This window comes from Kocuria sp. U4B, from assembly GCF_054875615.1.
In genome coordinates, this window is sequence record NZ_CM142180.1 from 3118188 (window position 1) to 3131241 (window position 13054).

Annotated in this window: 9 protein-coding genes; all 9 read left to right on the top strand. The window is 75.4% G+C overall.

Annotated elements, in window-relative coordinates; all coding sequences use genetic code 11:
• Positions 1–94: 94 nt before the first annotated feature.
• The 9 genes from ACYSMR_RS14605 (at position 95) to ACYSMR_RS14645 (ending at position 12969) form a co-directional block, all read left to right on the top strand.
• Positions 95–2023, top strand: coding sequence for a peptidoglycan D,D-transpeptidase FtsI family protein (locus ACYSMR_RS14605; RefSeq protein WP_461746173.1), 1929 nt, complete (start codon positions 95–97; stop codon positions 2021–2023).
• A gap of 88 nt (positions 2024–2111) precedes the next feature.
• Entirely contained in the window at positions 2112–3767 is a 1656-nt protein-coding gene (locus ACYSMR_RS14610; RefSeq protein ID WP_461746175.1) for a UDP-N-acetylmuramoyl-L-alanyl-D-glutamate--2,6-diaminopimelate ligase, read from the top strand.
• Complete coding sequence (locus ACYSMR_RS14615) at positions 3764–5413, top strand: UDP-N-acetylmuramoyl-tripeptide--D-alanyl-D-alanine ligase (RefSeq protein ID WP_461746177.1); 1650 nt, start codon at positions 3764–3766, stop codon at positions 5411–5413. Before ACYSMR_RS14610 ends, ACYSMR_RS14615 begins: the two co-directional genes overlap by 4 nt.
• Positions 5410–6525: a phospho-N-acetylmuramoyl-pentapeptide-transferase gene (gene mraY / locus ACYSMR_RS14620; RefSeq protein WP_251333566.1), complete on the top strand. Its 1116-nt coding sequence runs from the start codon at positions 5410–5412 to the stop codon at positions 6523–6525. Before ACYSMR_RS14615 ends, mraY begins: the two co-directional genes overlap by 4 nt.
• Positions 6522–8045 (top strand): UDP-N-acetylmuramoyl-L-alanine--D-glutamate ligase, encoded by a 1524-nt coding sequence (gene murD / locus ACYSMR_RS14625; protein WP_461746179.1) that lies wholly within the window; start codon positions 6522–6524, stop codon positions 8043–8045. The genes mraY and murD overlap by 4 nt, the downstream gene beginning before the upstream one ends.
• Positions 8042–9277: a putative lipid II flippase FtsW gene (ftsW, locus tag ACYSMR_RS14630; RefSeq protein ID WP_461746181.1), complete on the top strand. Its 1236-nt coding sequence runs from the start codon at positions 8042–8044 to the stop codon at positions 9275–9277. Before murD ends, ftsW begins: the two co-directional genes overlap by 4 nt.
• The gene (gene murG, locus ACYSMR_RS14635) at positions 9274–10401 is read left to right on the top strand and encodes an undecaprenyldiphospho-muramoylpentapeptide beta-N-acetylglucosaminyltransferase (RefSeq protein WP_309126670.1); all 1128 of its coding nucleotides are present in this window, start codon (positions 9274–9276) and stop codon (positions 10399–10401) included. Before ftsW ends, murG begins: the two co-directional genes overlap by 4 nt.
• Positions 10391–11806 carry a UDP-N-acetylmuramate--L-alanine ligase gene (gene murC, locus ACYSMR_RS14640; RefSeq protein ID WP_461746183.1) on the top strand — a complete coding sequence of 472 codons (1416 nt, stop codon included), beginning with the start codon at positions 10391–10393 and terminating at the stop codon, positions 11804–11806. Before murG ends, murC begins: the two co-directional genes overlap by 11 nt.
• Positions 11806–12969: a cell division protein FtsQ/DivIB gene (locus ACYSMR_RS14645; RefSeq protein ID WP_461746185.1), complete on the top strand. Its 1164-nt coding sequence runs from the start codon at positions 11806–11808 to the stop codon at positions 12967–12969. Before murC ends, ACYSMR_RS14645 begins: the two co-directional genes overlap by 1 nt.
• Positions 12970–13054 lie beyond the last annotated feature (85 nt).

Sequence of the window (13054 nt, forward strand, 5' to 3'; positions counted from 1 at the left end):
GGACCCGCCCCGGCAGCACGGTCCTCCCACGGGACCGCGCGGACCCGGCGCATCCCCCCGCACCCAGCGCACCGACCAGGAACGAGGCAACCACGTGGCACGCGCACGCTCGACGTCGACCGGGAACGGCTCCGGCTCCTCCGTCATCGGCCGCAGCCACGTCGGCGTCGCGCTCGTGCTCGCGCTGCTGCTGGTCCTCGGGGTGCGCCTGGTGTGGGTGCAGGGCTTCGACGTCGCCGGCCGCGCCGAGCGGGCCGCCGCGGACCGCTCCCGCACCGAGGTGGTCCCCGCCCTGCGGGGGGAGATCCGCGACACCGACGGCAAGGTGCTGGCCCGCACCCTGCAGCGCTACGACGTGACGGTCGACCAGCAGCTGGTCCGCGAGTTCGAGCGGCCCAGGGCGGACGGGACCACGGAGACGGTGACCCCCACTCAGGCGGTCTACCAGCTCGCCGACGCCCTGGAGCTCGAGGACGAGGACGTGAAGAAGGCGCTCGACGGCGACAAGCCGTTCGAGTACGTCGCCCGCGGGGTGACCCCCGAGCAGTGGAACACCGTGCGCGAGCTCGGCCTGCCGTACGTCTACGGGCAGCCCTCCTCCGACCGCATCTACCCCAACGGCCCGGTCGCCGGCAGCGTGGTCGGCTTCATGGGCGGCGACGACGAGGCGCTCGGCGGCATCGAGCAGACCCAGGACGAGCTGCTCAGCGGCACCGACGGCAAGCGCACCTACGAGATCAGCGCCGACGGCGTGCGCATCCCCGTGGCCCCCACGGAGGAGACGCCCGTGGAGGACGGCTCGGCCGTCCAGCTGTCGATCGACAGCGACGTCCAGTTCTTCGCCCAGCAGGCGGTCACGGAGCGCGCGCAGGAGCTCGACGCCGAGTGGGGCACCGCGGTGGTGATGCGCGTCTCCGACGGCGCCGTGCTCGCACTCGCCGACTCCTCGACCGTGGACCCCAACGACCCCGGCGCCGCCGAGGCCGAGGACCTCGGGGCCCGGGCCGTCACCCAGGCCGTGGAGCCCGGCTCGACCCAGAAGATCCTCACCGCGGCGGCCGCCGTCGAGGAGGGCCTCGTGACCCCCGAGACCGAGATCACCGTGCCCCCCTTCCTGGAGATCGACGGCCAGAAGATCACCGACGCCTTCGACCACGGGAAGCAGGACCGCACGTTCGCCGGGATCATCGCCGACTCGATGAACACGGGCACGGTGATGGTCGGCAGCCGGCTCTCCCCGGACCAGCGCCACGACTGGATGGCGCGCTTCGGCGTCGGGGAGGCCACGGGCATCGAGCTGCCGGGGGAGTCCCCGGGCATCCTCGCCGCCGCGGAGCAGTGGGACACCCGCCAGCAGTACACGGTGCTGTTCGGCCAGGGCGTGGCCCAGACGCCCCTGCGCACCGCGACGGTCTTCCAGGCCGTGGCCAACGGCGGGGTGCAGGTGGAGCCCCGGGTCGTCGAGGCCGTCGTCGCCCCGGACGGCACGTCCACGCCGGTGGAGCGGCCCGCCGGCGAGCGGATCGTCTCGGAGGAGACGTCGCGGCAGGTCCTCGACATGATGGAGGTCACCGTCACCGAGGGCGGCGCCAAGGAGGCCGCCGTCGAGGGCTACCGCGTCGGCGGCAAGACCGGCACCGCCGAGGCGCCCAGCCCCGAGGGCGGCTACGACGGCTACACGACCTCCTTCGTGGGGGTCGCCCCCATCGAGGACCCCCAGTACCTCGTGGCCGTGACCCTGCAGCGCCCCAAGGGCGCCGTGGGCACGATCGGCACGACCGGGGCCTTCAGCAAGATCATGGGCCAGGTCCTGCGGCACTACGACGTGCCGCCCTCGACGACCGACCCGGTGGACATCCCGCTGCGCACGGACGTCCCCGAGGGCAGCCCCGCCGAGAGCGCCCCGGAGGACACCCCGCCCGACGTCGTGGGCACCGAGGACGCCGCCGGCGACGGGGCCGACCCCGTCCCGACCAGCGCTTCCACCCCGGCCGCGTCCCGGCGGGCCGACGAGGGCGGCTAGACTTCCGTATCGCCGTGCCCGGCCATCCCCGGGCCGCCACCCCCCCCGGCGGAGCACCCACCCGCCCACCTGACCACGAAGGACGTTGATGGACGCGACAGCCCAGCAGGGACACGACGCGCAGACGATGCGCCCCGCCCGGCCCCGGCCGCTGAGCCTGGCCGAGACGGCGCGGCTCGCGGGCGGCACCCTGGGCGCCGGCGAAGCCTCCGCGGCCGTCACCGGCGTCTCCCTGGACTCCCGGCAGCTGCGCCCGGGGGACCTCTACGCGGCCCTGCCCGGCGCCCGCGCCCACGGCGCCCAGTTCGCCGCGGACGCCCGGCGCGCGGGCGCGGTCGCCGTGCTCACCGACACCGCCGGCCGGGAGCTGCTCGAGCGCTCCGGGGTCGGCCTGCCCGTCGTCGTCGCCCCCGACCCCCGCCGGTCCGTGGGCGCGATCGCCGCCCGCGTCTACGGCTCCCGGCCGGAGGACGGCACCGCGCCCGCCCTCTTCGCCGTCACCGGGACCAACGGCAAGACCACCACCACCTACTTCACGAACTCGCTGCTGCGCGCCCTGGGCCACCGCACCGGGCTGATCGGGACCATCGAGATCCTCGCCGGCGACGAGTCCATCCCGTCCCGGCTCACCACGCCCGAGGCCCCGCACGTGCACTCCCTGCTCGCGCTGATGCGCGAGCGCGGCATCACCGCGGCGTCCATGGAGGTCTCCTCGCACGCCCTGCAGTTCCACCGGGTGGACGGGGTCCGCTACGACGTGGCCGGGTTCACCAACCTCACCCAGGACCACCTGGACCTGCACGGGTCGATGGAGGAGTACTTCGCCGTCAAGGCGCAGCTGTTCACCCCCGAGCGCACGCGCCGGGCGGTGGTCGTCGTCCAGGACGTGGACGACGCCTGGGGCCTGCGGATGGCCGAGCACGCGCGCGAGCAGCTCGGGGCCGAGCACGTGGACACGATCGCCCTGCGCGGCGACGTGCCCGGGGACCGCGACGGCGGCCCGGACCGCCACGGGGCCGACTGGACGCTCACCGCCCTCGACCGCCGCGGCATCGGCCACGCCTTCGAGCTGCGCCACCGCGACGGCCGGGCGCTGCGCGTGTCCACCGGGCTGCCCGGGGACTTCAACGTGGCCAACGCCGCCCTCGCCGTGGTCATGGTCGTGGCCTCCGGGGCCGGCGTCGCCGACGTCCAGCGGGCGCTCGACGACGCCGACCCGCTGACCACGGACGTGCCCGGCCGGATGCAGCTCGTCGGCACGGAGCCGACCGCCGTCGTGGACTTCGCGCACAACCCGGACGCCCTGCGCCGGGCGCTGGGCGCCGTCGAGCCGCCCGGACGCGGCGGGCGCCTCATCGTGGTCTTCGGGGCCACGGGGGAGCGCGACCGCTCCAAGCGCCCGATCATGGGCGAGGTCGCGGCCCGGCACGCCGACGTCGTCATCGTCACCGACGACGACCCGCACGACGAGGAGCCCGCCGGGATCCGCGAGCAGGTCGCCGGCGGCGCCCGCGCCGCGCAGGAGGCCGGCGCCCGCGCCACGGAGGTGCTCGTGCTCGAGCCCCGCGCCGTGGCCATCCGCGCCGCGGTGGCCATGGCGGGGCCCGAGGACTCCGTGCTCGTGGCGGGCCGCGGGCACGAGACGGTCCAGGAGATCCGGGGCGTGGACCACCCGCTGGACGACAGGGAAGAGCTGCGGGCCGCACTGGCCGACGCGCAGCAGGGCCGTTGGGAGGACCGATGATCGAACTGACCGCTGCACAGATCGCGCAGATCACCGGCGGGCGCGCGGTCGGCGCGGCCGGCCGGGACGCCGCCGGGGGAACCGGCGGAGGGAGCGCCGGCGAGCACGCCGGGGAGGTCCTGGTCCGGCACGTCACCACCGACTCCCGCGAGGCCCGTCCCGGGACCCTGTTCGTGGCCAAGCCCGGTGAGGTCACCGACGGCCACGAGTTCGTGGGCGCCGCCTTCGCGGCAGGCTCCGTGCTGGCCCTCGTGGAGCGCGAGGTCGCCGACGCCGCGGGAGCCGTCTACCCCGCCGTGGTCGTCCCGGACGTGGTGGAGGCCATGGGCCGGCTCGCGGCGTGGGTCGTCGCGCAGCTGCGCGCCCAGCACGGGGTCAAGGTCGTCGCCGTGACCGGGTCCGTGGGCAAGACCACCACCAAGGACCTGCTCAAGGGCATCTTCGAGGCCGAGGGCCCGACGGTCGCGCCGCGCGGGTCCTACAACGGCGAGGTCGGCGTGCCCCTGACCGTCTTCGAGACCACGCCCGAGACCCGCTACCTCGTCGTGGAGATGGGCGCCACCAGGATCGGCAACATCGACTACCTCTGCCGCATGGTCCGCCCGGACGTCGGGGTGGTGCTCTGCGTGGGCTCCGCCCACGCCGGCGAGTTCGGCGGTGTCGCCAACATCGCCCGGGCCAAGGGCGAGCTCGTGGAGGCGCTGCGCGCCGACGGGGTGGCCGTGCTCAACGACGACGACCCCGCGGTGCGCCAGATGCACCGCCGCACCGCCGCCCCGGTGGTCTTCTTCGGGGAGTCCCCGGCCAACGTCCTGCCCGACGTCCCGGCGGCCCGCGTGCACGCCGCGGACGTGCGGCTCGGCCCCGGCGGCTCGCCCGAGTTCGACCTGCACTTCCCCGACGGCTCCGTGCACCGGATCGTCTCCCGGCTCATCGGCGAGCACCACGTCACCAACCTGCTCGCCGCGGCGTCGGCGGCCTTCGTGGCCGGCGTCGCCCCCGAGCGGATCGCGGCCTCGCTCAACGCCCAGGGCGCCGCGAGCCGGTGGCGGATGGAGCGCACCGAGCGCCCCGACGGCGTCACCGTGATCAACGACGCCTACAACGCCAACCCCCAGTCCATGCGCGCGGCGCTGCAGAGCCTCGCCCAGCTGGGCCGCGGCGCCGACGGCGCCGGTCCCCGCCGCACCTGGGCCGTGCTCGGCGGCATGCTCGAGCTCGGCGAGAGCACCGTCGAGGAGCACGACGCCCTCGGGCGGATGGTCGTGCGGCTGAACATCTCGAAGCTGATCGCGGTCGGCGAGCTCGCCCGCCCCGTCTACGACGCCGCCCAGCTGGAGGGCTCCTGGGGCAACGAGGCCACGTGGGCGGCCGACGCCGAGGAGGCGGAGGAGATCCTGCGCCACGAGCTCGCCCCCGGCGACATCGTCCTGTTCAAGTCCTCCAACGCCTCCGGGCTGCGCGTGCTCGGCGACCGGGTCGCGGCCGCGGCCGGCGCCGGCCAGGACGGGCCGGCGCCGCGCAACGACGCCCCCGCCCGCGGCGACCACTGGCGCTCGGCGGGCCCCTTCGTCAACGCGGGCCTCGACGCCGACGGCCCCGCCGGCACCGCGGGCCCCGCCGCGCAGGAGGACCGCAGCGCATGATCCAGATCCTCATGGCGGCCGGCTTCGCCCTGGCCCTCTCCCTGCTCGGGACGCCCGCCTTCATCAAGTTCCTCGCCCGGCGCGGCTACGGCCAGTTCATCCGGGACGACGGGCCCACGAGCCACCACACCAAGCGCGGCACCCCCACGATGGGCGGCGTCGCGATCCTCGGCTCGGTCGTGCTCGCCTACGGCCTCACCCACCTCGTCTCCTCGCTCGTGTGGCCCGGCTACGGGGGCGTCACGCTCTCCGGGCTGTGCGCGCTGCTGCTGATGCTGGGGATGGGCGCGGTCGGGTTCGTCGACGACTACAAGAAGATCGCCAAGAAGCAGAACCTGGGCCTCAGCGCCGCCGGCAAGATCGTCCTGCAGGGCGTCATCGGCGTCGCCTTCGCCCTGCTCGTGCTGCTAGTGCCCGACGCGACCGGGGCGACCGCCGCGTCCTCGGCGATCTCCCTCACCCGGGACACCGCCGTGGACCTCGCCTTCGCGGGGCCCGTGCTCGGGGCGGTGCTGTTCGTCGTGTGGGTGAACCTCATCGCCACGGCCACCACCAACGCCGTCAACCTCACCGACGGGCTCGACGGGCTCGCGACCGGCGCCTCCATCCTGGTGTTCAGCGGCTACATGCTCATCGCGATGTGGCAGAACACGCACCTGTGCGGGTCCGGGGTCCAGGGGGTGTGCTACGAGGTGCGCGACGCCGCCGACCTCGCCCTCACGGCCGCCGCGCTCGTCGGGGCCCTCGTCGGCTTCCTGTGGTGGAACACCTCGCCGGCCAAGATCTTCATGGGCGACACCGGGTCCCTGGGCCTGGGCGGGGCGCTGGCCGCCTTCGCGGTCCTCACCCGCACCGAGCTGCTGCTCGTGCTCATCGCCGGGCTGTTCGTGATCATCACGGTCTCCGTCATCCTGCAGGTCGGCTACTTCAAGCTCTCCGGCGGCAAGCGCATCTTCAAGATGGCGCCCCTGCAGCACCACTTCGAGCTCAAGGGCTGGCACGAGGTCACCATCGTGGTCCGGTTCTGGATGATCGCCGGGCTGTTCGTCGCGGCCGCGCTCGGCGTGTTCTACGGCGACTGGCTGCTGTCCCACGGAGGTATGGTCCAGTGATCCACGCGAGCAACGACAACCCCGTCCACGAGGACCCGCGCCTGGCGGGGCTCACCAGCTGGGACGCCGACTGGGCGGGACTGCGCGTCGTCGTGGCCGGCCTCGGCGTCTCCGGCTTCGCCGCCGCCGACACCCTGATCGAGCTCGGCGCGCGCGTCGTCGTCGTCGACGGCACCGACTCCCCGCAGACCCGCGGCAAGGCGGACACGCTCCGGATCGTGGGCGCCGCCGACGTGCTGCTCGGGGAGGGCGTCTACGACGCCGTGCCCGACGTCGAGGGCCGCCGCCCCGAGCTGGTCGTCACCTCCCCGGGCTTCCCCCCGGGCCACCCCCTGCTGGCGGCCGCCGCCGCGGAGGGCGTCCAGATCTGGGGCGACATCGAGCTGGCCTGGCGCGTGCGCGAGCGCGCCGGGAAGCGCACCGCCGAGTGGGTGTGCATCACCGGCACCAACGGCAAGACCACGACCGTCGGGATGACGGAGGCCATGCTGCGGGCCGGCGGCCTGCGCGCGGCCGCCGTCGGCAACGTGGGCACCCCCGTGCTCGACGCCCTGCGCGAGCCCGTCGAGTACGACGTGCTCGCCGTCGAGCTCTCCAGCTTCCAGCTGCACTGGGCGCACTCCCTGTCCCCGCTGGCCTCGGTGGTGCTCAACATCGCCGAGGACCACGTGGACTGGCACGGCGGCTACGACAACTACGCCGCGGACAAGTCCCGGATCTACGAGAACACCCGCATCGCCTGCGTCTACAACGCCCAGCAGCCCGAGACCGTGCGCATGGTCGAGGAGGCCGACGTCGTGGAGGGCTGCCGGGCCGTGGGCTTCACCCTCGACACCCCGGACGTGAGCATGCTCGGCGTGGTCGAGGACCTGCTCGTGGACCGCGCCTTCCTCACGGAGCGCCGCGGCTCCGCGCTGGAGCTCGCCTCGATCGCCGACACGGGCCCGATCCCCACCCGGCACGGGGTGGCCAACGCCCTGGCCGCCGCGGCCCTGGCCCGCGCCGCGGGCGTCGCGCCCGAGGCGGTGCGCGACGGGCTGCGCGCCTGGGAGCCCGGCGACCACCGGATCCAGGCCGTCGCCACGACCCACGGGGTCGTGTGGGTCAACGACTCCAAGGCCACCAACCCGCACGCCGCGGACGCGTCCCTGTCCGCCTTCGACTCCGTGGTGTGGATCGCCGGGGGCCTGTCCAAGGGCGTCTCCTACGACCGGCTCGTCGCCCGCCACGGCGGGCGGCTGCGCTCCGTCGTGCTGATCGGCACGGACAACGGCTCCCTGCTGGAGGCCCTGGCCGAGCACGCCCCGGACGTGCCCGTCCTGCACGCCGCCGAGGACGGGTCCCGGAAGGGCGACGCCGTGATGGCCGAGGCCGTGCGCCTGGCCCACGGGGCGGCGCGCCGGGGCGACACCGTCCTGATGGCCCCCGCCTCCGCGTCGATGGACCAGTTCACCTCCTACGCCCACCGCGGCGACGCCTTCATCCGGGAGGTCGCGGACCTCGTGGAGCGGCTGTCGTGACCGCGCTCCAGGACCGGCCCGGCCTGCGCCAGGCGACGCGCGGCTCCGTGGGCGGGGCCCGCCGGTTCTGGCGCGCCCTGGTCGACGGGCCGCTCATCCACTCCTACTACGCGCTCGCCGGGTCGGTGCTGCTGCTCACGGGCATCGGGATCATGATGGTGCTCTCCGCCTCCGCGGTGGAGTCCATCTCGGCGCAGCAGTCCGCCTACTCCTTCTTCCTCAAGCAGGCCACCTTCGCGGGCCTGGGCGTCGTGCTGATGTTCGGGCTCTCCTTCGTGCCCACGGAGTGGTACCGGCGCGGGGCCACCGGCCTGCTCGTGCTCGCCGTGCTGCTGCTCGGGCTCGTCTTCACGGGCCTCGGCAACAGCGTCAACGGCAACCGCAACTGGATCGTGGTGGGCGGGCAGACGTTCCAGCCCTCCGAGGCCGCCAAGCTCGCCGTGTGCCTGTGGCTCGCCGTGGTCCTGGCCCGGCAGGGCGACGCCGTGCGCGACTGGCGCCAGGCCCTGTGGCCGTCGGTGCTCGGCTTCGGGGTGCCCGTGCTGATGGTCGCCCTGGGCAAGGACATGGGCACCGTGCTCGTGTTCGTGCTCATCTACGCCGCCGCGCTGTTCTTCGCCGGCGCGCCGCTGCGGCTGTTCGGCGCGGCCGCCGCGGGGGCCGCGGTCCTCGGCACCCTCTCCGTGGCCACCGCCCCCCACCGCGTGGACCGCATCAAGGGCTGGCTGTTCGGGGACTGCGGGGCCACCGACGCCTGCTACCAGTCCGAGCAGGGGCTCAGCGCGCTGGCCTCCGGCGGCTGGTGGGGCATGGGGCTCGGCCAGTCCCGGCTCAAGTACAGCTACGTCCCCGAGGCGCACAACGACTACATCTTCTCGATCATCGGGGAGGAGCTCGGGCTGCTGGGCACCGTGCTGATCCTCGGGCTGTTCGCGCTGATGGCCCTGGCCATGGCCCGCGTCATCCTCCGGGCCCGCAGCCGCTTCGTCCGGATCGCCACCGCGTCGATCGTCACGTGGCTCGTGGGGCAGGCGTTCATCAACATCGGCATGGTCACCGGGTTGCTCCCGGTCATCGGCATCCCCCTGCCGTTCATCAGCTACGGTGGGTCCTCGCTGCTGATGAGCCTCGCGGCCGTCGGCGTGGTCATGTCCTTCACCCGCCTGCCCCGCCGGATCCCCGTCCCGGCCCGCGCCCCCCGCCCCCGAACCCCCAACAAGGATCGCGCATGAGCCCGTCCGACCCGCCCACCGCCCACCCCGGACCCTCCGTCCTGCTGGCCGGCGGCGGCACCGCCGGGCACGTGAGCCCCTTGCTGGCGATCGCCGCCGCCCTGCGCGAGCAGGCGCCCGGCGTGCGCCTCACGGCCGTGGGCACCGCCTCGGGGATGGAGACCCGCCTCGTGCCCCGGGCCGGGGTCGCCCTCGAGCTCGTCGACCGCGTGCCCATGCCCCGCCGGCTCTCCGTGGACCTCGTGCGGCTGCCCGGCCGGCTCCTCGGCGCCGTCCGGCAGGCCGGCGAGATCCTCGACCGGGTCCGGCCCGACGTCGTCGTCGGCGTCGGCGGCTACGTGTGCACCCCCGTCTACCTCGCCGCCGCCCGGCGCGGGCTGCCCGTGGTGGTCCACGAGGCCAACACCCGGCCCGGGCTGGCCAACCGCGTCGGCGCCCGCCGGGCCCGCACCGTGGCCACGGCCTTCCCCGGCACGCCGCTGCCCGGGGCCGTGACCGTGGGCATGCCCATGCGCCGGGAGATCGCCGGGCTCGACCGCGCCGCGCTGCGGGCCGAGGCGCGCGGCTCCTTCGGGCTCGCCCCCGACGTGCCGACCGTCGTGGTCACGGGCGGCTCCTCCGGGGCCCTGAACATGAACCGGACCGTGGCGGGCGTCGCGGCGGAGGCCGCGGAGCACGGCTACCAGCTGCTGCACGTCACCGGGCGCGGCAAGCAGCTCACCGGGGACGACGGCGCGCTGCTGAGCGCCCCCGGCTACGTCCAGGTCGAGTACGTGGACGGCATGGAGCGCGTCTACGCCGCCGCGGACCTGCTCGTCGCCCGGGCCGGGGCGGCGACCGTGTCCGAGGTCGCGGCCGTGGGCCTGCCCGCCGTGTTCGTCCCCCTGCCGGTCGGCAACGGCGAGCAGGCGCTCAACGCCGCCTCCCTCGTGGAGGCCGGCGCGGCACAGCTCGTGGCCGACGACGCGTTCACCCCCGCCTGGTGGCGCGAGCACGTCCACCCCCTCGCGGCCGACCCGGCCCGGCTGGCCGCCATGGCCGCCGCGAGCCGCGACCGCGGGGTGCGCGACGCCGACGCCGTGATGGCCCGTCTGATCCTCCAGGAGGTCCCCGTTGAGCGCTGAGCAGCACGTCGCCCCCGAGCAGCTGGGCCGGGTGCACTTCATCGGCATGGGCGGCGCGGGCATGTCCGCGGTCGCGAAGCTCCTGCTCGCCCGCGGCGCCGACGTCAGCGGCTCCGACCGGCAGGACTCGCCGGCGCTGCGGGAGCTCGAGGCCCTGGGCGCCACGGTGTTCGTGGGGCAGCGGGCCGGGAACGTGGCGGGGGCCTCCACCGTGGTGGTCTCCACGGCGATCGCCGGGGACAACCCCGAGTACGCGGCCGCCCGGGCCGCCGGCCTGCGCGTGTTGCACCGCTCCGAGGGGCTGGCCGCCGCGATGCACGGCCGGGACGTGGTGGCCGTCGCCGGCACCCACGGCAAGACCACCACCAGCTCCATGGCCGCGCTCGTCCTGCAGCACGCCGGGCTGGGGCCGTCCTGGGCGATCGGCGCGCACGTGGCCGACCTCGGCTCCAACGCGGCCCTCGGCACGGGCCGCTGGTTCGTGGCGGAGGCGGACGAGTCCGACGGCTCGTTCCTCCGGTACGGCCCCCGGGTCGCCGTGGTCACCAACATCGAGCCGGACCACCTCGACTTCTACCCCTCCCGCGAGGCCTTCTTCCGGGCCTTCGACGACTTCGCGGCGACCCTGCCCCCGGACGGCCTGCTCGTGGCCTGCCAGGACGACCCCGGCTCCCGGGGCCTCGCCGAGGGCCACCGGTCGGCCGGGGGCCGGGTGCTCACCTACGGCACCGACGCCGGCGCGGACGTGCGCGTGCTGCCCGGGGGGACGGACGGGCTGAGCACGCGCAGCACGCTCGTGCTCGGCGAGGGCGCCGCCCGCCGGGAGGTGCCGCTCGTGCTGGCGGTGCCCGGTCGGCACAACGTCCTCAACGCGGCGGCCGCCTTCTGCGTGGCCCTGGAGGCGGGCGTGGACCCCGAGGACGCGGCCCGGGGCCTCGCCGGGTTCCACGGCTCCGCCCGGCGTTTCGACCTGCGCGGGGAGGTCCGGGGGGTGCGCGTCTTCGACGACTACGCCCACCACCCCACCGAGGTCGTGGCGGCCCTCACGGCCGCCCGCGAGGTCGCGGGGGAGCACCGCGTGATCGCGATCTTCCAGCCGCACCTGTTCTCCCGGACCCGGGAGTTCGCCGCCGAGTTCGCAGACGCCCTCGCGCTGGCGGACGAGAGCCTCGTGCTGGACATCTTCGCGGCCCGCGAGCAGCCCGTGGCCGGGCTCACGAGCGAGATCATCACCGACCGTGCGCCGGCCCACGTGCGCTACGTCCCCCGCGGGGCCGACGCCGTCGCCGAGGCCGCCGGCGCCGCCCGGCCGGGCGACCTCGTGCTCACCGTGGGCGCCGGTGACGTCACCGGTCTCGGGGCCCGGCTCGTGGACAGCCTCGCGGACCGCTCCGGGACCCGCTGATGAGCCGGCACGGCCGACCGCACCAGCCCCGGTTCGGGGAGCACCCCGGGGAGCATTCCGGGGAGCACCCGGGGGACGGCGAGGCCTCCGCCGGGCCCGCCGTCGACCGGGCGGACGACCGTGCCGGCGACCGGGCCCACGCCCCGGATCCCGGGGCGCCCTGGGCGGACTCCCCGGCCGCGCCGGCCGGCGGGGACCCGGCGGTCCGGATCCGCGTCAACGACGGCGCCAAGGTCTCGCCCCTCGTGGACGAGGACGAGCTCGAGGAGGTGCCCGCCGCCGGCGGCCGCTTCAGCGCGTGGCGCCGGCACCGGCAGGAGCGCGCGGCCTCCCGCATGCTGACGGCCTCCCGCGTGCCGGACGACGCCGAGGCCGTGCCCGGCGGCTCCACGGCGGCCGGGGCGGCGCCCGCGGCGGACCGCGGCGGGGACCGGCCCGGCGGGGCCACCGTCGTCGCGTTCCCCGGCTCGCCCCGGGCCCGCCGGCGCCGCCGCCGGCTGGGGACCGCCCTCGGCGTCCTGGCGGCCCTGGCGGTGATCCTCGGCATGCTCTTCCTCTCCCCGCTGCTCGCCGTGCGGGACGTCTCCGTGCGCGGCGCGGAGCTCACCGACCCGGCCCGGGTGGAGGCCGCCCTGGAGCCCTACCGGGGCGTGCCCCTGACCCGGATCTCGAAGCAGGAGGTCCGTGAGACGGTCGGGCAGATCCCGCAGGTGCGCTCGATCGAGGTGCTGCTCGAGCCCCCGCACCGGCTCGTGGTCGAGCTCCACGAGCGGGTGCCCGTGGCCGCCGTCGAGGACGGCGGCGAGTTCGTGGTCGTCGACTCGGAGGGGGTCGAGCTGACCGTCGCCGCCGACGCGGAGGAGGCCGCGGTGCCCGTCGTCACCGGCGGCCGCGAGGTGCTGGCCACGGAGCGCTTCGACGTCATCGCCGACGTGCTGGCGGCCCTGCCGGAGTCCGTGCTCGCCCAGCTGCGCACCGCCTCGGCGGAGTCCCTGTCCTCGGTGGAGCTGGCCTTCACCGACGGCCGCACGGTGGTGTGGGGCACCGCCGAGGAGAGCGAGCTGAAGGCGCAGGTGCTGCGCGAGCTCGTCGAGGCCCGGGGGGCCGGCACCGGCATCGAGACCTACGACGTCTCCAGCCCCACCCGGCCGGTCGTGCGCTGAGCGGCGGGTGCCCCTGCTCACTCTCCGCCAGAGACTGAGAGTTGTGCCCAATCCTGGGACCACCTGCGGTTTTGGCGAAAAGTGT